17 protein-coding genes, 1 tRNA gene, 2 rRNA genes and 1 pseudogene are annotated in these 24,107 nt (G+C 56.0%); 9 read left to right on the top strand and 12 right to left on the bottom strand.

The annotated features are described in order from the left end of the window. The 3 genes from QZ487_RS07835 to QZ487_RS07845 form a co-directional block, all read left to right on the top strand. Positions 1-376: ribosomal RNA gene (locus QZ487_RS07835) — 23S ribosomal RNA — on the top strand; the annotation flags it as partial. Between the two features lie 129 nt (positions 377-505). Then, positions 506-620: ribosomal RNA gene (gene rrf, locus QZ487_RS07840) — 5S ribosomal RNA — on the top strand. A gap of 250 nt (positions 621-870) precedes the next feature. Next, a tRNA-Met gene (locus QZ487_RS07845) sits at positions 871-947 on the top strand. Positions 948-1,193: 246 nt separating this feature from the next. Here QZ487_RS07845 and QZ487_RS07850 read toward each other — a convergent pair. From QZ487_RS07850 to QZ487_RS07865, 4 genes are all read right to left on the bottom strand, one after another. Then, complete coding sequence (locus tag QZ487_RS07850; RefSeq protein ID WP_296024135.1) at positions 1,194-2,435, bottom strand: MFS transporter; 1,242 nt, start codon at positions 2,433-2,435, stop codon at positions 1,194-1,196. Between the two features lie 70 nt (positions 2,436-2,505). Next, positions 2,506-4,470, bottom strand: coding sequence for a tetratricopeptide repeat-containing sulfotransferase family protein (locus QZ487_RS07855; RefSeq protein ID WP_296024137.1), 1,965 nt, complete (start codon positions 4,468-4,470; stop codon positions 2,506-2,508). Between the two features lie 80 nt (positions 4,471-4,550). Beyond that, positions 4,551-7,184: a TonB-dependent receptor gene (locus QZ487_RS07860; protein WP_296024138.1), complete on the bottom strand. Its 2,634-nt coding sequence runs from the start codon at positions 7,182-7,184 to the stop codon at positions 4,551-4,553. A gap of 383 nt (positions 7,185-7,567) precedes the next feature. Continuing rightward, positions 7,568-9,274 carry a BCCT family transporter gene (locus QZ487_RS07865; protein WP_296024139.1) on the bottom strand — a complete coding sequence of 569 codons (1,707 nt, stop codon included), beginning with the start codon at positions 9,272-9,274 and terminating at the stop codon, positions 7,568-7,570. 450 nt (positions 9,275-9,724) lie between these two features. Here QZ487_RS07865 and QZ487_RS07870 point away from each other — a divergent pair, with 450 nt between their 5' ends. Continuing rightward, a complete protein-coding gene (locus QZ487_RS07870) occupies positions 9,725-10,405 on the top strand; it encodes a response regulator transcription factor (RefSeq protein WP_285975743.1) in 681 nt (226 codons plus the stop codon). Positions 10,406-10,446: 41 nt separating this feature from the next. Here the strand turns inward: QZ487_RS07870 and QZ487_RS07875 are convergent, their stop codons facing one another. Together QZ487_RS07875 and QZ487_RS07880 are read right to left on the bottom strand one after the other, a co-directional pair. Continuing rightward, complete coding sequence (locus tag QZ487_RS07875) at positions 10,447-13,122, bottom strand: TonB-dependent receptor (protein WP_296024141.1); 2,676 nt, start codon at positions 13,120-13,122, stop codon at positions 10,447-10,449. 100 nt (positions 13,123-13,222) lie between these two features. Then, the gene (locus tag QZ487_RS07880; RefSeq protein WP_296024142.1) at positions 13,223-14,806 is read right to left on the bottom strand and encodes a hypothetical protein; all 1,584 of its coding nucleotides are present in this window, start codon (positions 14,804-14,806) and stop codon (positions 13,223-13,225) included. 317 nt (positions 14,807-15,123) lie between these two features. On the opposite strand from QZ487_RS07880, the gene QZ487_RS07885 reads away from it, so the two are divergent. Then, the gene (locus QZ487_RS07885; protein WP_285975740.1) at positions 15,124-15,477 is read left to right on the top strand and encodes a tetratricopeptide repeat protein; all 354 of its coding nucleotides are present in this window, start codon (positions 15,124-15,126) and stop codon (positions 15,475-15,477) included. A gap of 4 nt (positions 15,478-15,481) precedes the next feature. Here QZ487_RS07885 and QZ487_RS07890 read toward each other — a convergent pair whose 3' ends face one another. Beyond that, positions 15,482-15,727 carry a hypothetical protein gene (locus QZ487_RS07890; RefSeq protein WP_296024143.1) on the bottom strand — a complete coding sequence of 82 codons (246 nt, stop codon included), beginning with the start codon at positions 15,725-15,727 and terminating at the stop codon, positions 15,482-15,484. A gap of 335 nt (positions 15,728-16,062) precedes the next feature. On the opposite strand from QZ487_RS07890, the gene QZ487_RS07895 reads away from it, so the two are divergent. Next, positions 16,063-17,247, top strand: coding sequence for an acyl-CoA dehydrogenase (locus QZ487_RS07895; protein ID WP_296024144.1), 1,185 nt, complete (start codon positions 16,063-16,065; stop codon positions 17,245-17,247). 17 nt (positions 17,248-17,264) lie between these two features. On the opposite strand, the gene QZ487_RS07900 is transcribed toward QZ487_RS07895, so the two are convergent. Together QZ487_RS07900 and QZ487_RS11485 are read right to left on the bottom strand one after the other, a co-directional pair. Then, complete coding sequence (locus QZ487_RS07900) at positions 17,265-17,489, bottom strand: hypothetical protein (RefSeq protein ID WP_296024145.1); 225 nt, start codon at positions 17,487-17,489, stop codon at positions 17,265-17,267. A 13-nt stretch (positions 17,490-17,502) separates the two neighbouring features. Beyond that, positions 17,503-17,775 carry a hypothetical protein gene (locus QZ487_RS11485; RefSeq protein WP_367114443.1) on the bottom strand — a complete coding sequence of 91 codons (273 nt, stop codon included), beginning with the start codon at positions 17,773-17,775 and terminating at the stop codon, positions 17,503-17,505. Positions 17,776-17,879: 104 nt separating this feature from the next. Here QZ487_RS11485 and QZ487_RS07910 point away from each other — a divergent pair, with 104 nt between their 5' ends. Further along, positions 17,880-18,440 (top strand): (2Fe-2S)-binding protein, encoded by a 561-nt coding sequence (locus QZ487_RS07910; protein ID WP_296024147.1) that lies wholly within the window; start codon positions 17,880-17,882, stop codon positions 18,438-18,440. Positions 18,441-18,446: 6 nt separating this feature from the next. On the opposite strand, the gene QZ487_RS07915 is transcribed toward QZ487_RS07910, so the two are convergent. After that, positions 18,447-20,588 carry a TonB-dependent siderophore receptor gene (locus tag QZ487_RS07915; RefSeq protein ID WP_296024148.1) on the bottom strand — a complete coding sequence of 714 codons (2,142 nt, stop codon included), beginning with the start codon at positions 20,586-20,588 and terminating at the stop codon, positions 18,447-18,449. A gap of 156 nt (positions 20,589-20,744) precedes the next feature. Here QZ487_RS07915 and QZ487_RS07920 point away from each other — a divergent pair, with 156 nt between their 5' ends. Beyond that, positions 20,745-21,086, top strand: coding sequence for an arsenate reductase family protein (locus QZ487_RS07920; RefSeq protein WP_285975735.1), 342 nt, complete (start codon positions 20,745-20,747; stop codon positions 21,084-21,086). 26 nt (positions 21,087-21,112) lie between these two features. On the opposite strand, the gene QZ487_RS07925 is transcribed toward QZ487_RS07920, so the two are convergent. Beyond that, positions 21,113-22,480, bottom strand: a complete 1,368-nt coding sequence (locus tag QZ487_RS07925) for an MFS transporter (protein ID WP_285975734.1) — start codon at positions 22,478-22,480, stop codon at positions 21,113-21,115. Between the two features lie 113 nt (positions 22,481-22,593). Here QZ487_RS07925 and QZ487_RS07930 point away from each other — a divergent pair. Further along, positions 22,594-23,222, top strand: a pseudogene (locus QZ487_RS07930) (class I SAM-dependent methyltransferase). A 3-nt stretch (positions 23,223-23,225) separates the two neighbouring features. On the opposite strand, the gene QZ487_RS07935 reads toward QZ487_RS07930, so the two are convergent. Continuing rightward, the gene (locus QZ487_RS07935) at positions 23,226-24,044 is read right to left on the bottom strand and encodes a hypothetical protein (protein ID WP_296024149.1); all 819 of its coding nucleotides are present in this window, start codon (positions 24,042-24,044) and stop codon (positions 23,226-23,228) included. Positions 24,045-24,107: the final 63 nt, after the last annotated feature.

Below are 24,107 nucleotides of genomic sequence, written 5' to 3' on the forward strand. Positions count from 1 at the left end.
TCGGCTCATCACATCCTGGGGCTGGAGCAGGTCCCAAGGGTTTGGCTGTTCGCCAATTAAAGTGGTACGTGAGCTGGGTTCAGAACGTCGCGAGACAGTTTGGTCCCTATCTGCCGTGGGCGTCGATACTTGAAAGGAGTTGCCCCTAGTACGAGAGGACCGGGGTGAACATACCTCTGGTGTACCAGTCATGCCGCCAGGCGTGCCGCTGGGTAGCTATGTATGGACGGGATAACCGCTGAAAGCATCTAAGCGGGAAGCCTCCCTTGAGATTAGGTATCTTCGAACCGTCATAGACCATGACGTTGATAGGCTGGGTGTGGAAGCGCAGTAATGCGTGAAGCTAACCAGTCCTAATAGTTCTGATCACGCTTGAGAGTTCGCACTATCAACGACAGTCCTGCGACTGTGTGTTGAGGAGGAAGACTCTTCGGCCAGATCGTCGCCCGCTCGAATATTTCGAGCACACTACATCGATTTAGACCCGTATTCGCTGGCTCCATTGCTTGGTGGCCATAGCGCCTGTGACCCACTCGATCCCATCTCGAACTCGGCCGTGAAACCAGGTAGCGCCGATGGTACTAACGTTTAAGCGTTGGAAGAGTAGGTCGTCGCCAGGCATTGAAGCCAGCGATTGCGCGGTAATAAAACCCATTCACAAGTCGAAGGGCTGACCCACCAGGGCGGCCCTTTTGGCGTCTCTAGCCTCCGCTAGAGGTTCGCTTTCCGGGATATTTTCGGGAAGTTGCCAATACCCTGAACGAAGCTCGCAGAGTTTTGCATGGGGATAGCCCAACGGCCGGTTTGGCCGAATGCCAGGCGGATTGAATAGTTCGCAATAGGTAATCTTGGGCGTCAATAACTAGGTGCCGCGGGGTGGAGCAGTCCGGTAGCTCGTCAGGCTCATAACCTGAAGGTCGTTGGTTCAAATCCAACCCCCGCAACCACCATCTCTCTGACATATATGATATATTCCGCCTCACTGTTACCAGTGGGGCTCTTTCTGTTTGTGACTGAAAGCATTTAGGATGCACAAACTACGGTTGGGGTTGCCCACGTCTGCAGTGCGCCCCAAATGCGGAAATTCCGGCTCGGCTCTGAATAGTCTGAAAGCCGACTGACCGCCTTCAGGAGCCGAACTCAATCGCTAAAACCTCTGAGATTGGTGGCGAACCTTCCCGCGCTCATGTCAGTTAGTCAGATTTCCAGCCCTCGATGCTGTCCTCTGTCTCCAGCACGGCGGCCATGGGCGTTGTTCGCGGCAGGCTTTGGAAGACCTGCTGTTCGCTTGCTGGAACAGCCGAACGCACTACGGTGCGCCAGATACCGAAAATCGCTGCGCCAGCCGCAAGGACTCCGATCATCGCAAATAAACCGGCCGGACCGAACGCGCTCATGGCGCTTGACCCAATCATCGGCCCAGCCATCGCGCCGGCGGAGTACGTCAGCACCAGGCCGCTGCTCGCACCCACGCGTTCTTCCTCTTCAAGATGGTCGTTCGAATGCGCGACACAGAGCGGATAGAGCGCAAAAGCGAAGCCGCCAAAAATGCTGCCCATTGCGATCATTCCAACGGTTGGCAGCTTTAATGCTGCGATCGCAGCGCTGACACCCGCGGCTATTGCAAAACAGGCGATGATCACGCGCCGCCGGTCAAACCTGTCAGAAAGTCTACCAAGAGGATATTGTAGCGCTACTCCGCCTGCAATCAAAAATGATGTAAACAGCGCGACCTGTGACAGATCCATTCCAATCCGCTGAACGTAGACCGCGCCCATGGCGTAGAATGCGCCCAACATTGCGCCGGTGGCAAGCGTTCCAACGATCCCGAGCGGAGAAGCTGTATAGAGCTTGCGGATGGAAAATGGCGTGAACGCCTCCACCTGCGGTTGCTCCATGCGAGTGAGCAGCACTGGCAGCAATGCGACAGAGAGCAAAACTGCCGAGATCATGAAGGGAAGGTCTGGTGCATTCTCGCCCAAATTGAGCAAGAACTGACCAGCAGCCTGCCCGCAATATAACGCGATCATATAGGAGGCGAGCACCATGCTCCGGTTGGCAGGTGTGGCTTGCCGATTGAGCCAACTTTCAAGACAAACAAACACGCCGGCCATGGCAAAGCCATCGATGAAGCGCAGCACGACCCAGACGGTTGGCTGTTCAATGATGGCGTAGGTCAGACTGCTGGCAGAAAAGATCGTCACAAATGCAGCGAAGGCGCGAATATGCCCGATGCGTGCGATCAGCGGCTCAACCCTAAGTGATCCGAGAGTTAGTCCGGTGAAATAGCTCGTCGCTGCAAGGCCAATGATGAGCGAAGGGACGCCCGCGCTCTCAAGACGAACTGCAATAAGCGTTGAAAGAAACCCGCTGCCCGCCATCAGGATGAAGATCGCGCTGAGCAATGCGCGCACTGAAAGAGCAGATGCAATCATTCCAGCCAGATAACGCCCTTATCGGCCAGCATCAAAATATTCCTTGATGCGCGTGAGTGATCGAGTGTGGTCAATGCGTTCCGGCCAAAGCCTGTTTGAGTGGCTTAAGCCAAGGCTCGAACGGCTTCCAGGCATCCTGCCCCTTGCGATTGATCGGCTGACGCACTTGTTCGCTGCTCGCGGTGCGAACAGCGCGGTCAGTCTTGTGGAATTCAAGACAGGCATCCTCGAACGGGACACCGATAAAATCGAGCATTCGGCGCGTCTGCGCTTCGACATCGTCGAGCACATCTTCATGTTGTACGCGCAAGACCTTGCCTGGCAGCGCCGCATCCCAATGGTCCATCAAATCGACATAGTCGGCATAGTACCGGCCAACTTCTTCCAAGCCGTAAGTGAACTCCTGCCCCTCGGCAAAAAGCTGCTTGAAGCCCGAGAAACAGCAATCCATCGGATCACGGCGCGCGTCGATAATCTTCGCATTCGGCAGAATCAGATTGATCAGCCCGATATGCCGGAAATTGTTGGGCATCTTGTCGATGAAGAATTGCGCGCCTTGGCGGTGGATACGCGTTTGCTCGATGAATTGCTCACCGAAAGTCGTCAGTTGCTCAGCCGTGAGTTCATGCAAGATTTCCGGGTACCGTGACTGGCCTGCCTTGCGCCCGCGCAACCGGTGCGCGAGCGCGAGGATATTGGGAAGCTCGAGCGTCCCATCGATCTGCGAGTGACTGGCAAGGATTTGCTCGAGCAATGTCGAGCCTGCGCGCGGCAGGCCAAGTATAAATATCGGATCAGGCGCATCATATCCCGTGCCTTCATGCTTTGCGAACAGGTCTGCTGTGCATGCCGATTTCTGTGCCGCCAGCTCGCGACTCATCGCATCGGCGCTGTAGCGGGTTTGCGCGCGCTTCAAGGCATTCCCTTCATCATAGTGCTTGAAGCTCGCTTCGTAGTCTTCGCGATCTTCCAGCGCCTTGCCAAGCGCAAAGGACAGGTGGACCCGGTCCATAAAGGCAAGATCAGGCCGCGCAGCTTGCGCGCGCATCGCGTCAATCTCTGAATTCTCGAACTTGTAGGTCTTGAGATTGGCGAGCGCATAATAGGCGTCACCGTGATCAGGCTTCGCACTGACTGCCGCTTGGTAACTCGTGATCGCCTCGTCTGTCTGGCCCAATGTTTTGAGCGCATGCCCTTTGCTCGTCAGCGTTGCCGGATCTCGCGGCAGCTTCACAAGTACCGCGTCAAACAGTTCGAATGCGCGATCGTAATCACCGGTCTGCATGCTTTCGATTGCAAGTTGTGATTGGAACATGGGATTGCAGGGATCGCTATCGTGCAGCGCCTGAGCTTGTGCCCGCGCCTTGCCGAACTTCTGGCGGCGGCGCAGCACATCGGTGTAGTCGAGCTTGAGCTGAATGTTGTCAGGCTCGAACGCGACTGCGCTTTCCAGCAGGAATTCGGCATCATCGAGAATGCCAAGTTCAATTCCGATCTTAGCGAGCAGTCGCATCCCTTCGACATTCTTGGGATTGCTGCGCAGGAAATGGCGGCAGATTTCTTCTGCCCTTAGCAGCCGCCCTTCGTGAAGATGGTTGGTCACCGCGATCAGCTCGCGCGGGAGCGAAGAAAGCCGTTCCAGCTGCGCATTGGCTGCGGCCGCCTCGGCATTGCGACCTGTCGCACTCAGCAGCTTGGCCTGTTTGCGCCAACTGGCAGTTAGCGCCGGATTGAAGCGCGTTGCTCTGGCAAAAGCCTCCAGCGCTTTGGTCTTGTCCCCAAGAGCGAGTGCCAGGTGCCCCTCTTCCTGCCACGCGCGCCCATATTCGGGCATTGCCTGATGGAGAGCGCCAAGATGCTTCTCGGCATCACTATGTTTACCGAGATAGCGACTTGCGACAGCGGCAAGATACAGCGCTTCTGGATCGCTTCGCCGCTCTGCCAGCAGATTTTCCGCTAGAGCCAGCCCTTTTGCGAACTCGCTGGCTTGCAATGCCGTTTGGGCTGCCTTGAGCTGTTCTTCGCGTGTTGCCATTGCTTGTCCCTACATAGCAAAACGGTGGAGGTGAACCCGTCCAGACTCACCCCCACCGCTCGTTTTGCCAAACTGCTGGATCAGTAGTCGAAGCTGACGCGCATGCCGATTGTCAACGGACGGTTGGTGGAAATGCGTGCACGGTCGAACACGAAGTTGCCAGAGATCTGTGCCCGTGTGTCGAACAGGTTCTCTCCGTAGACGTCGAACTTCCAAGGGCCGCTCTTAACGCCAGCCGAAAGATCGAACACCGTGTAGCTTTCCAGTTCGAGCTTGTTGATCTCGATAATGTCCGTGAACTTCGATGCCGAATGCGACACTTGCGGCTGTATAAAGGCCTCCAGCGTGTTGCTCAGATCCCATTCATAGCGCGCACGCATGTTGCCCTGGAATGACGGTGCAAATGCGAGCTCTTCACCGACAACAACGTCATTGGTTGGCGTAAGCACATCCGTGATCTCTGTGTCGAGAACGGAAAATGCACCGGCTACGGTCAAGCCCGGCACCGCATAAGGTGCGAAGGTGAAGTCTGCTTCCACACCCATAATCTCGGCATCGGCCGCATTGTCCGAGAAGAACAGGTTAGTGATGCTCGGATCGAAGATAGTGGTCTGCAGGCGGCTGATATCGACGAAGAAAGCACTGCCGTTCAATCGCAACTGGCCGTCAGCCAGATCGGTTTTCCAACCGATTTCATAGTTCTTCACCTCATCGGTATCGAGCGCATAAGGCACGGTAAAGCCTGCGCCGTTGCTTGCACCACCTGGACGGTTGAGCAAACCCGGGCGGAAGCCTTCCGAATAGGTCGCATAGAACATCAGGTCGCTATTTGGCGTGTACGTGAGTGTGCCTTTGAAGATGAAGCCATCAGTCGAAGCGGTGTCGGGCGCACCCACCGCATTGTCTGGCGCAAATTGAGCGCTGATGTTGGTACCAGCAAGCTGGGCATCTGCCCCTGTGCCAGGTGCCGCACCCGCATTGGGGCCGAAAATAGCCGAATTAAGGTTGAAGAAGGACGAGTTCGCGCTGCCTTCCAGGTCAACCTCGGTATCATAATATCGCGCGCCACCTGCGAGCGTGAGCGTATCCGGAATGATATCGAAAGCAACTTCACCGAAGATGCCCAGCTGCTCGTCCGTGCGGCGGATATCGTTGCGGAAAATCACAACAGTCGGGAATGGTCCGGCTTCCTGGAAATAGCCAGTCGACGAATTGCCGCCGCCGGCCGCGCTTGCGTTGGTCAGCGGGAAGTTAGGCAGGAAGCCGGTCGTCACGCCATCCGAACCACGCACAAACTGCGAGCCGGGATAGGCGAAGTCATTGAGTTCCTTGAGCTCCAGATCGCTATAGAACGCGCCTGCGGTTGCGCGGATGCGCGCATCTTGCGGCGTGCTGACGCGGAATTCCTGCGTGAACACGGTGGTATCGGTATTCGATGCCACGAACAGATTTGGTGCCTGGCAGGTCGGATCAGCCGGAGCATTGGTCACATAGCCGGAATAGACCACGGCTGTGTCACAGATGTAGTATGGCAGGTATTGGCCGACAAACAGATAGTCCGAGTAGTCGACCTTCTGCTGCGTTTCCCGGTCAGTGTATGCGCCGCTATAAACAATATCGAGCGCGCCCAAGCGACCTTCGACGGTCCAACTGGTGTTGGAGAAATCATCTTCGATACGATCGTCTTCGAAGCGCTGGATTTCCAGATCATCAAGACCATCAAGCTCCGGATCGGCGAAGAATACGCCGTCGCTCTCAACGCTTTGACGTGAGTGCGCTACAGTAACTTTCCAATCAGGCGTCACTTCCCAAAGTGCAGTGGCGCGGAAGCCGGAGTACTGCGTGTCGTTGAAATCCTCTTCAACAAGCGACGCATTGTCGGCATTGATCAGATTGACTGCTGAAAGATCCGCCCCGGCTTGGAAACCGGCGCGACCTGCGCTGACCGGCACGCCATTGTCGCGCACGGTGCCCGCGGTACGGAAACGTCCGCTCTCGCCGGCATTGCGAGTGCCAGCCACATTGTCGATATAGCCGCCCTGATCGTCGAGATAGACTACGCCGCGCAGCGCGATCGTGTCAGTGACCGGCACGTTGACCATGGCTTCGGCCTTGTAGCTGGTCTCACCGCCTTTAGTGAACGAGACGCCAGCGGAGGCGCTGGCATCAAAACCCGACAGGCTTGGCTTGTTGGTGATCAGGCGCACAACACCGGCTTGCGAACTTGCGCCGAACAGCGTGCCTTGCGGACCGGACAAAACTTCGATCCGTTCCATATCGGCCGCATATACGTCCAGGTTGCGTCCTGGCTGAGACAGCGGCTGCTCATCGAGATAGAGAGCGACGTTTGGTGCAAGGCCGGCAACGCCAGCGGTGGTGAGGTTTGGTGTCGTTGAAGCCAAGCCGCGGATGTAGATCGTGCTCTGACCCGGCCCGGAACCGCCGGCGGTCACAGTCGGCAGTTGCTCAAGATAGTCTTCAAACGTATCGATATTGAGCTGCTCAAGACCTTCCTGTCCAAGCGCCTGGACAGAGACAGGAACGTCCTGGAGGTCTTCACTGCGGCGCTGCGCGGTAACCACGATTACCGGAACACCGCCGGTGCGCTGCTCTACTTTTTGTTGTTCTGGCTGTGTCTGATCTTGCCCCATGGCTGGCGTGGCCATGGCCACTGCGACCGCGCCAAGCGATACACCTCTTGCGAATTTTCTCATTATTGCTGCCCCTTTGTTTTACCCGATTGGACGCACGAAAGGGATGCGCGGAAACGCACATCGCCAATATTCGCGATCAAAACGGAAGGAAATAGAATGAAGTCATGCCTCTAGATGCGGGCAGTACCAATGCTCGGAGGAGTCCACCACAGCAGCGACAGGGATTTTTTTTAAAATAATTCCAATGTTGCCCTAAAGCAACATTGAATCTTAGATTCAAATATAACTCAAATATTTAAAAAATTATATCAAGTATAGGTAATATAGACTTATTATACACTATCTAAGTCAGTGTATATTTTATAGTATAATCAAGAATACTAAAATATTGAGAAATCAATACTATGGCATCGCTAAGTCCGAGTGATTTTAATCATTTACCTCTACTTGGCTGCTTCCCATTCCTCGCAAGCCTCTGCGGTTGTCGGAACACCGTGCTTCTTGCGGATAAGGTCGAAGATGATCGCCTTGATGATCGCGATAGCCATTAATGCGAGCACGAATGAGAATGGCAATGCTCCGATCATCATGGTTATCCGGATCGCATCAATTCCACCCAGCACGAGCATGCTGCCGACCATGAACGCCAACGCTACACCCCAAAACAAAATGTGATAGCGGCGCTGCCCTTCATCCTCGCCAGCACCATTGATTGTGTTGACGATCAGTATCGCGCTGTCCGCAGATGTTACGAGGTAAGTCATAAGCAATACCACGACTAGGATCGAGACGATCTGGGCTGCGGCCGGATCAAGCACCACTGCGAGCGTTGCGTATAGCTGGTCAGAAATGCCCGCTTCGGCAATCGCGCCTTGCGCGGCACCGCTCAACTCCAGATCGATCGCGGTGCCGCCAACAATCGCCATCCAGAAGAAGCACATCAGCGAGGGAACAAGGATCACGCCAAACACATATTCGCGCACTGTACGGCCGCGTGAGACCCGGGCGATGAACATGCCGACGAAAGGCGCAAAAGCGATCCACCACGCCCAATAGAAGATGGTCCAGTCGAGTTGCCACTGCATCAGCTCTTCCGACACTTGGCTTCCGTCGCTGGTAAACAGCGTCAGTGTCTTGGCAGGGAGGGCAACAAGGTAGTCGGTCAGTCCAGTCCACATCAGCTCCAACCCGTACAGACCGGAACCAACGATCACGAACAATGCGATCAATAGGAACGACAAACCCATATTGAGGTTCGAAAGCCACTTGATGCCTCGCCCAACGCCCGACAAGGCGCTGATTGTTGACGCACCCACCAGCACCAGCAGCGCGGCAATAATCGCGATTGTGCTCGCCGTCCCCTCCGAATTGACAAGCCAATCGCCCATTCCGACCCGATAAAGACCTGCCACAAATTGCTCTACGCCCAGACCCATGGTCACGGCGACACCCAATATCGTGGCGACTACTGCAACCACGTCAACCACGTGGCCTGCAGTACCGGACATCCGCTCTCCGAACAGCGGCACCAGTGCAGAACGGATTGTTAGGGGCAATCCCCGGCGATAGGAGACATAACCAATCGCCAGCCCGACCAGTGCATAGGTTGCCCAAGCCGCAAAGCCCCAGTGCAGGAAGGTGTAGACATAGGCCGGCCGAACGGCTTCTGCAGAACTCGCTTCGATCGCGCCACGGATGATCTCCGGATTGTTAGAGAAATGAGCCAGGGGCTCGCCCGTCGAGTAGGTCAGCATGCCGATCCCGATCCCCGCGCCAAACAACATGGCAAACCATGAAAATCGAGAGAATTCGGGCTTGTCATCGGGCGCCCCGATCCGCAAACGCCCCGATTGTGGCAGCGCAGCAAGGACTAATGCGATTACCATCAGCAGCGCTACCAGATAGACATACCACCCGCTAAAACTCGAGATGATATTCTCATTCGCGGCACTCAAAGTCTCATTGGCACGCACCGGGAAGAAGATCGCCCACATGATCAGCAGTGAGACTATGATCTTGCCCGGGATCGTCACTTCACGGCTGAAGCCATCATAGAATCCCCGGTCATGGGTTTCGATGGGTAGGTCAATTATGGGTGGATCAATTGGTAGGTTGTTGCTTGATTGCATGTCTGAAGCTGCTGCGTCCATGTATTTTCAGGGAAATGTTCGCATGCTCGCTCAACGAGCGAGAGTGCGTCTCTTTGCGTGGGATGAGCTCAAAGCATAGGGCGCGGGCCGCACAATGCAAATCGTTGGTCGTTGCGGCCGTTCAATGCTTGCAACTGCGCGAAAAGCCGAATGTCTGCTCAGCTTCTCAATGGCACCGAAATTGGACTTTCCGCAATCGGCCAACATAGCGCCGTCGCTGAAGGCCGTTTATGGGGTAGAAGGCGGACATCCGGTCGAATTGGGTTCTCGGCTAATCTTGGGCTGTTAGCGGCCTGTCTGCTTTCAAACTAAGCACGAAAACCGGACTGGCGGCTAATGAGCCAATTGCGGATAGTTGACGCTACAGCTGCAAATGCTCAAAGCGCCTGCTTCGTCACGGACACGTCATAAATTGAGGGCAAACTGGGTTCGAACCAGGGGCCAAGTTGTATGTCGGTTGTCAAGATTCTGCTCACACATCCAGACGCTGATGAGTTCGAGCCATTCGCTCATGATGACGCGCAGTATGAATTCTCGAAGATCACTTCGCGCGCTCCTTCGCAGATATTCGAAGGTCCGATTTGGATATTCATCGACTGGGTGCTCGATGACCTTGCCGGCCTGGAGCTTTGCCGCCGGTTGAGGGCGGATCCCCAGACAGCAGGCGCGCACATTACAATGGTCTTGAACGATGACGATTTCGCAGCGCGCAAGCGTGCACTCGATGCCGGGGCGGATGACTATATGTCGGGGCCAATCGACCGGCGCGCGGTGCTGGATCGTATTTTTGCGTTAAAGCCCATGGCGGCGAACTACACTACCGAGAAACTCGACTATGGGGCGTTGACCATCAATTTGCCTGCCTACCGCGCTTACTGGCGCGATGAGCCAATCGATGTCAGCCCGAACGAATTCAGGCTGCTCCGGTTTCTAGCCGAGAATGCCAACCGCACTTTGTCACGCCCGGAAATAATGTCCGGACTGGGCAAGAAGGAAGAGATGATTGACGAACGAACGGTCGATGTATGGATTGGCCGATTGCGGAAAGCTATAAAGGCTGCGGGGGGCGGTAACCCCCTGCGAACCGTGCGTTCAATCGGCTACGTCTTCGACCTTGAGCTTCGGCGATAGCCTAGGCGGCCGCCCCGCCCGAAGACGGGGCGTGCCGATATCTAGAATTTGGCAGTAAGGCCCAGCGAGAATGATGTGCCGACATCGTAGCTGTTGATTTCAATGCGGTTGTCGCCAACCTTCTGAAATTCAAAGTTCCCCCGCCCAAAAATGTTGCGCGCTTCAGCCTTGAGTTCCAGCGGAACTGAGAACAGCTTTAACTCCTGGCGCATCACCAAGTCGAATGTCAGACCGGGATCTTCAACAATGTCAGGCAAGCCAGCCGTACCACGGCGCGTAACGCGTTCGCTGGCATAGCTAAGCAGGAAAGTCAGCTGTTGCAGCTTGTCCTGATCTTCGATGCCGAGCTGAACATTGACCAAATGATCCGACTGACCGGTGAGCGGGTCACCATCGTTGAAGAACAGTGCTGCATCGCTCTCAATCGCACCAACACCGGCGGTGAAGAGGCTGGTGGTATCGCCTTCGCCTACTTTCAACTCGGATTGGGTGTAGGTGTAGTTTGTCGCGAAAATGATCTGTTTCGTTTCAAGCCAACCGGTCGCGCCCCAATCGAACAATGGCTTGGTCAACTGGAACTCGAACTCACCGCCGAACAGTTCGGCTGTTGGCGCATTGGCAAAACGCGTAGTGAAGCTCGTATCCGCGCCAATCGAAACATAGGGCTCGATCGGGTTTTCGATTTCCTTGTAGAAACCAGCTGCAGAAACACGATTGCCTCGACCGAAGTAATATTCGGCGCGAACTTCTGCGTTGAACAGCTCTGAATCTATCAAAGCCGGGTTGCCGATGTACTGACGCTGATTTTCAGGGTCAGTGTAGGGCTGGAAGATCAGTTCGCGGAACTGCGGACGTGCGATCGTTTTGGATGCACTCGCCCGGAATTGCAGCGAATCCGTCGCTTCCCACGTAATCGTTGCGCCGGGTAAGAAGTAGTCGTTGTTGAGCGCTGTCGTCGCAAGCGAAACGAACGGATTCTCGAACCGGCTTACCGTGCCAACCGACTGTGAAGCATCTTCATATCGGACACCAAGATCCAAACTTACACCGAAGGCCGGAACAATGTTAACCTTCGCATATCCGGCCTGAATCTCCAGATCAGCAGCAAACGCAGGATCAGTCTGGGTTGGTTCACTCAAACCAATGCCGAAGTAATCGATGATTGCATCGCCGAGCAAAAGATCGGGGCGAAGTGCCCCAACGCCTGGTGGAATATTATCACCGTCGATCAAGAATTCGCGACGCTCGGAATCACGGCTGGTGTCTGTGTAGGCATAGCCAACTGTAGCCGTCAGCCACTCGGTCAGCGGATAGCTCAAGTCGAGACCGCCGTAGAGGAGATCTTCCTTCAGTTCGGAAAATGCAACTGATGCGCTGCCGCGTTGGCGGTCCAGAACGTTGATGAAGATATCGCCCGTGTCCTGGTTGTCCTGATTGGTGCGGACATAGACAAACTCATATTCGTATGGCGCTTCGCGCTGGGTTTGCGCGTATCCAAGGCGCACATCGACAGAAAGATCGCCGAACTCAAGTTCGCTAACCAGCTGCGTATCGATCAGCTGCCGCTCATACCAGCCTGTGTTCTGGGTAATCAGGCTGTCTCCGTCGAGCAGCAGCTCACCAAACCCCAGCCCTGACTGCTTCAGCGTGTCCCGGATGAACAGATTTGTCCAACGGAACTGATGTTCGCCAATCTCGAGACCGACACCCAACATGGCGTTGGCCAGAATGCGGTTGTCGGTGACAAAATTTCGCGAGTCACGATCGAGCTGAAGATCAGTCGTGAACGGGTTCTGCGACGTAATTACCTTCGTGCGCAACTTGTTGCTGAGCGACGCAGTCGCGATCAAGCCAAGCCGGCCGTCTGAACCAACATCAAACGCGGTGCCAGCCGTGATCCCGCTAGAGAAGTTCGGCCTCACGTCGCCCACTTCCTGCAGCACCACCAGATTGGGGTTGCCCAACTGCTTAACGATTGCGCCTTGTTCTGCAGTTGTCAGGTCACCGATGCGGCGGCCGCTATTGAAGAAATCCTGGAGCGCTGGCGGCACATCACGTGTGCCGTCGTCAAAGCCAGACCAGTCATAGTCTGACCCGTAATAGTCGAGGCCATTGCTGAAAGTGGTTTCAGTATCGCCGCTTATGCTCAGGCTGATATCGAGAAAGCTCTCATCTGGCACAGCGCGAGTGGTTAGGTTGATCACACCGCCGCCGAATTCGCCTGGGAAGTTTGCCGAGTAGCTTTTCTGGACCAGCGAGGAGGCTACGATGTTGGTCGGAAAAATATCCAGCGGAACGACGCGGCTGAGCGGTTGTGGAGATGGCAGTGGGAGACCGTTGAGCAATGCCAGCGAGTAACGGTCACCAAGGCCGCGGACAAACACGTTGCCATTGCCCACAACAGCCAGTCCGGTTGTGCGCCCAAGCGCGCCCGCAATGTCACCTTCGCCGGTTCGGGCAATCTCTTCCTGCGACAGAACAGAGATGACCTGGCTCGAGCTGCGTGTAACATCGCGATTGCGTCGCCCGGTGACGATGATGGAACCGCCTGGAACTGAGATTTCGGGCTCCTCGAAGGCATCATCCTCCGGATCGACCTGATCCTCCGACTGTGCAACTGCATCGGTGGTTTGACTATCCTGGGCATGTGCAACTGCAGGATATGTGAGAGCGGTTGTGAGGAGGAGCAGCCCCGTCAACTGCTTGCCAGTGTTCATTTTCGAAGACCCTTTCATAGAGGCCTGAGTTTGATTCATGCAGCGAAGCTCCTGGGCGATCAGCGAGAGAGGTGCTGACCGCCCAGGAGCAAATGGATCATCAGTAAACCGGCAGCGAGGTGCAGGCGCCCGAGTTGTTTCCGAAAGAGATGGTCGCTGAGTCGCAAGTCCAGCCTTCGAAGCGCGTATCACCCGATTGTGCTGCACCAACGTAACCAGCATTGTCGAAGAAGCTGGAGATGCCCGTCGCGTCGAAGGCCACCAGTGCGTCCTCGTTCGAACCGTTGATATAGGTCATCGTCAGAGTGTTGGTCAGCGCAGTGGTGTTGTTCGAGCCGCTCTCGAAAATTGCCTGTGTATCAGCGGCAGTTACGCCGCTGCTGCCATCACGGAAAGGTGTCGCACAATCCATTGCCACGGACTCGAAGCGCGGCGGACCGACATCATCAAGTCCAGCATTCGCGGCACGAACTGTTTCCGGCAGGTCAATACGCAAGCACGGCGTACCATTTGAAGAATTGTCGAAGATGATGGTGTTGAACAGCGAATAATCTGTTCCCCCGCGGATACGGATGACCTGGTCATCGTTCTTGCGCTGAATGAAAGTAGCGTTCGAAATCAATGTGTTCTGGCGAGGCGTATCATCAACCAGAGCGTTGTTGCTGTCGGCTTCAATGATCGTGTCACCGACATCGGAACGCTGCACTGCGACAACATACTGCAGTGTAGCCTTCACGCCTGTGTCGGTGTCGATCGAGTCGTCTTCTGCGCCGACAACCACGAGACCCTTCATATTCACCACGCCACCAAAGAATTCGACGCCGTCATCCGCGCTGTTGAACGACTGGATGTTTTCGAAGGTGGTGCCTGAGCCAACGCCGCCTGTCGTCAGAGCCTGAAGCTCGTCACCATTTGCAAGCACAGTACCCGAAAAGCGCAGCTGGACATTGCGAACGGAACCCGAGCTGTCCGAAGCATCGTCGCCGCCATAGCGCGGCGGCGTGGTTGTACCTTCGACTTCGCGTTCGCATTGGGCTGTGCCTGGCGTAGCTGTATTCGAAAGGCAGTCCGTAATCGGAGCGCGGCCATTGAGAATGAGTCCACCCCAATCGCCCGAAGAACTATCAGTGTTCTCGCCGCGAATATTCTGCTGGCTGGTAAAGATAATCGGGCGGTCGGTTGTCCCGTTTGCCTGTATCTGGTTGCCGCGATTGACGTTCAAGTAAGACGCATCAAGACCTGCCAGGATCACACCTGGCTCAATAGTCAGGACAATATTGGTGTCATCGAGGCCGTCAGAGTTATCAGCAGTCGGTCCGCCATCAGTGCCGACGTCAACCTGACCGTCGATCAAATAGATGACCGCAGAATCAGACGCCGTAAACGGAAGCGTGGTTGAACGATTGAAGCGAGCCGGAAGCTGGCAAAGGCGATAAGAGCCAGTCGGGCCAGAGATTGTACCGCGGCTTGTTAGACCCTGCGGATCCTCAATAAACGGACAGTCGGCCGCCGCTGTAGTGGTCGTGGTTGGCGTTGGCGTTGGTGACGGCGTCGGGGTGCCACCACCGCCACCATTGATAATGACATTGCCCCCCGTGCCGGGCGAGGCGATTTCATCCGCGCCGCAACCAGCGAGTGCGATCAGGCTTGCGCCCATTATAAGCGAGCGATTGAGAGTTTTCACAGCGAGCGGTCCTCTTAAAAATCCGGAGTAAAAGTTAGTCACGCATCAAGCGCGCTCCAGTGCTATTAAGGACGGGCAGTGACTCTTTGTGGTCGGAAACAGCCAAAATATCGCAAAATTGTCACATGACAAAAAATGTCAGGTATATGACAAATATGACATACCAGAGGCTCTCCAGCTAGCTATTGTTACAGCCTCTAACCAGCTGTTTTATATATAGAACATGTCTAAATGCTGCTGTTTTATGACAATGTTTCATTTTTGTTGCAGCCCGAAATACTTTTCCACACTATGCAAGCTCTTTTGGGAGATGGCATATGTTTCTAACCGGTACTGCAGCTTTGATGATGCTTGTTAGTGGTGCACCGAGCGATATCGGCTACGAACCCTTGCTGGATGGTCATGACGCAATCGCGGTTGAAGTGATTGAGGCAAACACCGAACTTGCCGCAGATGATCCTGCCAAACTGATCAATCTTGGCATCGCATACGCACGTCAGGGTCGCACTGAGGAAGCGCGCGCCATGTTCGAAGCGGCGATGCGTGGTTCTGACCGTGTTGTTCTGGAGACTGCCGAGGGCGAATGGAAGGAATCGCGTCATCTGGCACGATTGGCTCTGCAGATGCTCGACCGTGGAGAGTTCCGGGCCGAACAGATGGCAGCCCGTTAAAGCCCTAGTCTTCGAGCTGCACCAGCAACTCGGTTATCCGGCGGCGGCTGAAATCTGCAATCTGCGGATACTGCGCCCGCAGGTTCGCATCGGCCGACCAGTTGTGAAGCTGCACCCACGCGCTTTTCTCGATTGCGGTTAATCGTTGCGGGTTGGCGATGGCGTTTCCCAATCGCGCGGGGTCATGATCTCCAGCAAGCGCAAGCTTGAGGGCTTCCGCTAATACGGATCGCGAATCGTTCTTGTTCATCGTGAGCGGAATAGATGCGATAAGCCAAGTGATAGCAATCGATAGGCACACACCGTCACAATTCTGAAAGATTGGGATTCTCGAACCGGCGCGTGAACAACAATATGAAAGTTGGTGTCGGCGACTCACTTTCCGGCTTCTTGGATGATCTGACGGACCAGAGTTATTCAAGCCATGGTCCATTCCTGAACTTGCTGAGCAAGTTCTCATCAACGATCTCGGTTCAATAGGACCAACTCCTTGAGGTGCATTCGAACTCGCTGACCAATTGGGGAGGTGGAAGCTGGCTCGTGGTCGATTAGGTCCGCACCAATACCAAAACAGGATGAGTTTGAATGGCCCACTATACGTCTGAAGCCGAACAGATCGCGGCTAGAGTTGAAGAGTTTGTTCGCACGGTCGTCGCTCCATACGAGGCAGACCCACGTTGCGGCAGTCATGGGCCTTCCGATGAACTTGGAGCGGAACTGCGGGGCAAGGCCAAGGCGGTAGGCCTGCTAGTCCCGCATATTCGAAAGGACGGATCGCATTTCAGCCATGCTGATACCGCATTGATCCTGCGCAAGAGCGGCATTTCGCCGCTTGGTCCGATTGCCTGTCATGTGATGGCTCCCGATGAAGGCAATATGTACCTGCTCAGAAAGGTTGGCAGCGACGAGATCAAGCAACGTTTCCTGGCCCCCTTGGAGTCAGGGGATGCTCGTTCAGCCTTTTTCATGACCGAACCGGCCGAAGACAACGGCGCAGGGTCTGACCCGTCATTGATGCAAACAACCTGCCAACGCGATGGCAACCACTGGGTGATCAATGGGCGAAAGGCTTTCATCACCGGTGCAGACGGCGCAAAGGTAGGGATCATCATGGCCAAATCGGTTGAGGCTGATTCCGAAGGCGGAGCTTGTATGTTCCTTGTCGATCTACCCGATCCATCTATCCAGATTGAACGCGTGCTCGAGACGATTGATAGTTCCATGCCGGGCGGTCACGCTGTTATTACCATAAACGATCTGCGTGTACCGGCGAACCAGATGCTTGGCGAAGCGGGTGAGGGCTTCAAATACGCACAGGTCCGTCTGGCGCCTGCACGTCTCACGCATTGCATGCGTTGGCTTGGCGTTGCGGATCGGGCTCAAGAGATTGCAACCGACTATGCTTGCAAGCGAACGGCGTTCGGAAAGCCGCTGGTCGATCATGAGGGAGTGGGCTTCATGCTGGCTCAGAACAAGATTGATCTGAAGGCGTGCGAGTTGATGATCGACTGGTGCGCCAGCGTGCTGGACACCGGTGAAATCGGAACAACCGAGAGCTCAATGGCCAAGACCTTTGTGGCTGAAACGTTGTTTCAGATTGCCGACCGGTGCGTACAGGTGATGGGCGGCACGGGAGTAACAGGCGATACGATTGTCGAACAATTCTTTCGTGAAATCAGAGCGTTTCGTATCTACGACGGGCCGACTGAAGTCCACAAATGGAGCTTAGCCAAGAAGATCAAGCGCGATTGGCGTAAAGCTCAGCCTTAAACCGGCCGATGCCGTATCTACGCCGCCCTGATCTTGCTCAAGAATGCCTGCATTTGCGTGCGCAGTGTCGAGGCTTGCTTTTCCAGATCAGTCGAAGACGAAAGGACCTGGCTAGCCGCCGCGCCTGTCGACAGGGAGAGCTCTCGCACGTCGTCGATATGGCTGGACACTGCGTCCGTCGCTTGTGCCGCAAGCTCGATGCTGCGCGCGAGATCCTGGCCGCCTTCGATTGCGGTGATCATGTCAGATATTCGGTCAACGATTGCCAGAACGGCTGGCTATCTGCCTCGCGCCTATCGTTGCGTACGTCGGCCAGTGTATCTTCGGCAGCATGGCTAAGCTTTTCCAGCCGTGGGAAGTCGAAGAAGCCGCAATTGCCCCCAAAGCGTCCGCGCCCAGCTGCCCGATGAAATAGGCATCGACCAAGCCGATCGACATGACTGCAGCAACACCGACAATGGCTGGCAAAGTTTGAGAAACGAGATGGCCACGTATCGAACCGCGCGTCAGTTTGGCATTCTCGCTCATGGCCAACCGACTAACGCAGGATCAACACATAACAAGCGCAATTTGTGTTTGCATCCACACAGAGCGTCTTGTTAGCCAACATAGTGCATGCGATAAGTTGTCGCATGCCGCGCATGACCGTAAATGAACGTCCGCTCGAGTTCGATATGGATCCGGACACCCCCTTGCTGTGGGCGCTGCGCGATGCGGCAAACCTGACCGGCACCAAGTATGGCTGCGGCAATGGCGATTGCGGATCGTGCATGGTTATCGTTGATGGCGCAGCCTTACGGTCATGTCTGGTGACGATCGCAGAGGCGGAAGGGCGATTCATCACCACTATCGAAGGCTTGTCGCGTGATCGGTCCCATCCGGTGCAGCAAGCCATGGTCGCCGAACAAGCAATCCAATGCGGTTTCTGTACGCCGGGCATCGTGATGGCCGCGGCGGCGTTGCTTGAGCGGAATGCCGATCCCAGCGAAGCGGAAATCAAGGCGGCGATCCCGAACTTGTGCCGCTGCGGCGTCTATCCCCGGCTGGTGCGCGCGATCCAGCGGGCGGGGCGCGTAGCGCGGCGATTGGAAACGATCAGCGCTGCACCTGCTCCGGGCATAAGCAGCGAAGATGCAGCGCGCGAAGTGCCTGCGATCCGGCCACCTTCGAGCTCCGAAGAGCCCGAAGGCTAGCTGCCTTTAGAACCGGCCTGTGATGGCAAAGCGCGCATTGAGCGGCGCGCCGACCGAAGCTTCGTGCCTGGCGTGGCTGTTGGGGAAGTAAAGCTCGTCGGTCAGGTTCTCGATATTGACCTGCACCCGAAGATTCTCCGACACGTCGTAATAGGCTGATGCATCAAATCGCGTGAAGGATGGCAGCACAGCGGTGTTGCCATTGTCGATGAAGCTTTCATCCTGGTGCGTCATGCCGATGCCAAGTCCCAGTCGATCGGTGACTTCAAACTGGTTCCAGATCGAGAACATATTCTCTGGCAGTTCGCGTGGGCGCAGACCTGTCGGGCCCGTGCGGCTCTGCTGTTCTCCGTCCAGGAAGCTGTAGCCCGCTGAAACGGTCCAGGCTGGCATCACTTCACCTTGCAGTTGCAGTTCAAAGCCGTCGATCTTGGAATCGATCACATCCAGCGTCGACGGGTCATTGTCATTGGGTTGAGGGGAGCTTTGCTCGATCTCGAATATCGCCGCGGTGAAGCTGAGGTGGTCTGCAAAATCCCACTTTATGCCGGCTTCGAGATTGGTGAACTTGTCCGGGTCCAGTGCGTTGTTGCTGCCGTTGATATTGGCGAATTGCTCACCCGAACGCGGCAGGAAACTCTCCGAATAGCTTGCGTAGATCGAGATGTTTTCCCGCGGCTTGAAGATCACGCCTCCACGTGGAGAGAATTCCTCATCCTTGCGCGTGCGTAGTTCGTCGCTGGGGACGTCGAGTACTTCGATATCGAAGCTGTCGAAACGCCCGCCCACCACGACATTAAGCCAATCGGTCAGCTTGATCTCATCCTGAATGTAGAGCGAGACGACATCGATCTCCACCTGCGTGAAGTCATTCAGATCGCCGAATGTGACTGAGGTAATGTCGCCTGATGCGTTCAAACCTACGCCCCCGCGCAAGTTCAGCAGGCGGGTAATTGCGAAGATCTCGTTGTCATTATTGGTCTGATCCCAAACCGGATTGAATCGGTCCTGATCAGACGACGTGTTGATGTATTCTGCGCCAAACAGCAGCGTATGCGCGACCGCGCCCGTGTTGAACTCGCCGACCATATTCGCAGACAGGATCAGGTTTTCACGCTGGGTCGCGTCGATGTAGCCATCGGTGGTCACGACATCTGGCGAGTTGGCTTGGTCATAGCCCGAAGCATAGAAGTTCGAATAGACCTTGTCGTAATTGCCGTAGAATGCGCTGAACACGCCTTTCCAGCTGTCCGAGAATGTGTGCTGAAGGTTGGCGCGCAGCAGATGCGCTTCCAGATCGTTGAAGTTCAATTCCGGATCGCCAAAGGTGATGTTTTTGAATTCCTCGATCGGGCGGCCATCCGTGCCGGTTGGAATGCCGCGATCAATGAAGCGATCGTGATCGGCATATTCGTAGGACAGATCCAGCGTTGTATCTTCGCTCAATGCAAAACGCACGGTCGGATTGATGCCTATGCGCTCGCCATCGTAGAAATCGCGGTGATTGTTGAGGTTTTCGTACATCGCATTGATGCGGAACGCCGATGCATCGCCATTTGAGAGATTGATATCGGCCTGCACGCTGTATGCACCAAAGGTATCAATGGCGATCTGGCCGCCGCCGAATGTGTCGCCAATGACGCCCTTCTTGGTGACGCGGTTGAGAACACCGCCAGCGCCGCCCCGTCCAAACAGCAGCGCGTTGGGCCCGCGCAATATCTCGATCTGGTCCAGATTGTAGAGACTGCGGTAATATTGCACGTCATCGCGCATGCCATCGATGAAGAAATCTGCGGTTGAGCGCACGCCGCGGAAGACGATCGAATCACGGTGCCCTTCGCCCTGCGATGTGTTGACGCCGGGTGTGTAATCAATGATCTGGCCGATGCTGGTAAAACCGCGATCAAGAATCGCTTCCTCGGTCGTGATGCTGAGGCTTTGCGGGACATCGATGATCGGGGTGGGTGTCTTGACGGAATTGATCTGGTTGGATTGCAGCACCGTGCCGGTAACAATGATTGTGCCCTCGTCAGGGTCAGGCGCCAACGCCTGGCTCTCCGCGCTTTCTGCTGTCTCTGCCAAAGCAGCGGTAGCAGGAGCGAAAGTGGCTGTGCCAGCAAGCAGGAGGGCTTTGCCGAGAAGCTTCATTCAAGGGTCCAATCTTTTGTCGAGTCGTGATCCGTGCCGTAGTCGCTATTGAGAATTATTCTCAAAAGCAAGAAGCAAATCTACTTGTCGCGAAAAAGACGTTTGGTTAGGGCGCATCGCACGTCATACAGCCTTGGCGGTAAAGGAGTTCACGGCGTGAAAGCGACCATCTGGCACAATCCGAAATGCGGCACATCGCGCAAGACGCTGGCTATTCTTGAAGAAAGCGGTGCAGACGTGACCGTTGTGGAATATCTTAAGGACGCGCCATTGCGGGATAAGCTGGCGCAGCTATATCGCGATGCCGGCATCACCCCGCAAAAGGGCTTGCGTATTCGCGGCACAGACGCGGCGAAGCGCGGGTTGCCAGACGCAGACGCGGACACGGTCCTCAACGCGATGGCAGCCGAGCCGATCCTGATCGAACGCCCGTTGGTTGAAACGGACAAGGGCGTGCGCCTGTGCCGTCCGCAGGATGTGGTTCACGAAATTTTGTAGCTGCCGACCGGCTGCGAAGCAGCGGCTTAGCGCCTGTCCCGCGTCAGCACCTCGTCTAGGGAGAGCTGCTTCCAGCCCACAGCGAACACGACCGAGCAAAAACCGATCACCAGCCCGAAGGCAAGTGGCTCTGACAGATTGTAGAGCAGCACGCCCAGCGCCGGTGCAAACACGAACGCAGCACCCGCAACGGATGCCACGATACCTGAGGCCTCGCCTTGTTCAGCACGGGTCACGGCGAGCGATGTGCCTGAGGTCGTGCCGGGCCGGAACAGCCCGAAACCGAGGCTGGCAATGGCATAACCAAGCGCAATGGTGTGGATCGCGTCTCCCAATGCGAAGACGAATACGCCAAAACCCGCCAGGACGATCCCGCTCAATGTCGCGGCTCTCGGGCCTAGATTGAAGCGCGGAATTACCCCCCATTGCGCCACCAACGAAGCCAGCGCGCCGGCCATCAGGACTAGACCCACCGGACCGGCGCCCGCGAGCGGGTCAGCCCGTAGCCCCAGCCGATCAAGCACCAGAAAACCGACAATCCCGAGGATCATTGCTTGCGCATGGCCGCCAAGCAAAGCGGCAATCACCCAAGGGCGCACCCGCGGCTCCCACCATGTCAGTCGCTTCGGTTCGCTTTCGCTTGGCCCATCCACGCCAACGTCTTCATCGTCTTCGGCGTCATGGTTTGATTGGGAACTGGCGCTGAATGGCTCGCTGAAAGTCTTGCCGCGCGCCGCATACCGAGGTTCGTCATCTGGCAGCCGCCAGCGCAAAGCGACAAGCGCGACAACGCCGATTGCTGCAAAGGCGAGGAAAGGTCCAACCAAATCAAGTCCCGGGAGAATAAGCAATGGTGCGAGCGCCGGGCCCAACACCGTACCTAGCCCGAAGCTCGACGCGATAAGAGAAAGCGCATTGGTCCGCTCTGATCGTGCTGTGCGCGATGCAACATAGGCTTGCACCGCAGGCGGCGCGGCCGATCCAAAACCGCCGTAAAGGCTGCGCGCAGCTGCAAACAACAGCAACGTCCAAACGGCGGGCAGCAAACCGGCGAGGCCAAACCACAGGACCAGACCACAAAAGCCCATGCTGGTGATAAAGCCGGTCATGCCCAGCGCCATCATCGACTTGCGTCCGCGCTTGTCAGATCGCCGCGCCCAGAATGGTGCGCAGGTGACCCACAGCAGTGCTGACCATGTGTAGGCGAGACTGATCCATACATCGGCCACACCAAGCTCTGTGCCGATCGATGGCATCACGGATTGCATGGCTGTATTGCCCGCCGCAGTGACCAGCATAACGGAAAACAGCAACGCCATTCGGCCACGCGAAATGCCGTTGCCGCTAGCAGCGGGCGGGGCAGTGTTCTCAAGGAGTGGATCGCGATCAGCCATGACAAACTGACCGCTAGGCGAGGCGAGCTGTGCTTGCAATGCAATCGCGCATCTGCGATTCGACCTGCTAGCCATCCCCCCAGCGAGTTGACGCGGAGCGCGATTCCCACCTCATGACTACCAAAGCCATTGAAATCAAACGGCGCTTAACCGAGCGCTTCTCCCAATATGCCGCGCAGTGCGCGGTGTTTTTTCGCGGGTTTGTGGAGTATCCACAGATGGTCGGTTCGATCATTCCCTCCTTACGTTTCACCGTGCGCAAGATGCTGGCACCGGTCGATTGGGCAATTGCAATCTGTTTGTCGAATATGGTCTCGGGATCGGCACGTTTTGCCGTTCTATGCTGGAGCGGTTGCGCGGCGATGCGACATTGATCGTTATCGACACCAACCCGCTCTACATTGACTATCTGCGCAAGACGATCCGCGATAAACGTTTCATTGCGGTCCACGGCTCTGCTGCTGATGTGGAACAGATCATCGCCGAGCATGGATTTGAGAATGCTGGCTATATCCTGTCAGGACTGCCGTTCTCGACACTGCCGGCTGGTGTTGCTCCGGCAATTGGCGAAGCAACGCACAAGGCTCTGCGTCCCGGCGGCGCGTTTCTGGTTTATCAGTTCACGGCTGCATGCCTTGATTATATGCGCCCGCACTATGCGCGCATCGACAAGGGCTTCGAATGGCTGAACATCTTGCCGTGCAAGCTGTTCTGGGGCTGGAAGGCAGATGGCGAGGGCTAACGCCTAGTCAAAGGTCTGGCTAAGGCTTTGTGGGCTTTCACCGGCCAGTTGCCTGTGCATCGCTGCATAGACAGCCAGGAATACTGCTGAACCAACTGCCCCGATCAATCCTTCGAAAATGGCGTTTACCCAGATCGTAACGGTCCCGCTGGGCACCAGCGCGCCGATCACGCCGAATACCATCCCGATTACAAGCGACAGGACAAGCAGTGCAATGACCAGCAGGATCATGAACGCAGCCACATAGCGGGTGTTGCCTTTTACCAATGTCCACGAGCGGCGCAGAGCTTCAATCGGGTTGAGCGTCCCTTCAATCGCCATAACCGGGCCAACCAGAATCAACCTGAAGGCAACCAGCAGGATGCCGATCAGCACCACAAATCCAAGCAAAGCGGCCACCGCAGGGCCAGCCGCCGCGCCGATCGCAACAACGACACCAGCTACAAGGCCAATGCCTGCACCGATAATCAGCGATGCGGCCAGATAGGGCAGCAGGGCAATAGCGCCGATCTTGATTGCTTCACCAACGGTGGGTTTTTGATCTCGGCCGAGCAAGGCGAGCAATGCCAGCGTCCCGATGGTGCTCGCTAACGCATAGATTACGATTATCGGCCAGCTTGTGCTCAAATAAGCCGCCATCGCCGCTTGCATCTGTTCGGAGCTGCCCGCTGCTGCGGCCTCAAGTTCTGTGCTAGGCGCAAACACGCCCAAGACCAGAGAAGGCAAGAACAGAAACACGCCCGCCAATATCACGATCAGTCTGCTATTGTTGGACAGCAACGTCATCGCGTCTGACCAGGCCCGCCCCATATCGAACTTCATTGCCAATTCTCCCGCGCGGCTTGATCGCCTTTTCTCTTGATAAGCGCGTTGATAGTCCCCACG

The organism is uncultured Altererythrobacter sp., from assembly GCF_913057185.1.
Taxonomy (GTDB): Bacteria; Pseudomonadota; Alphaproteobacteria; order Sphingomonadales; family Sphingomonadaceae; genus Erythrobacter; species Erythrobacter rubellus.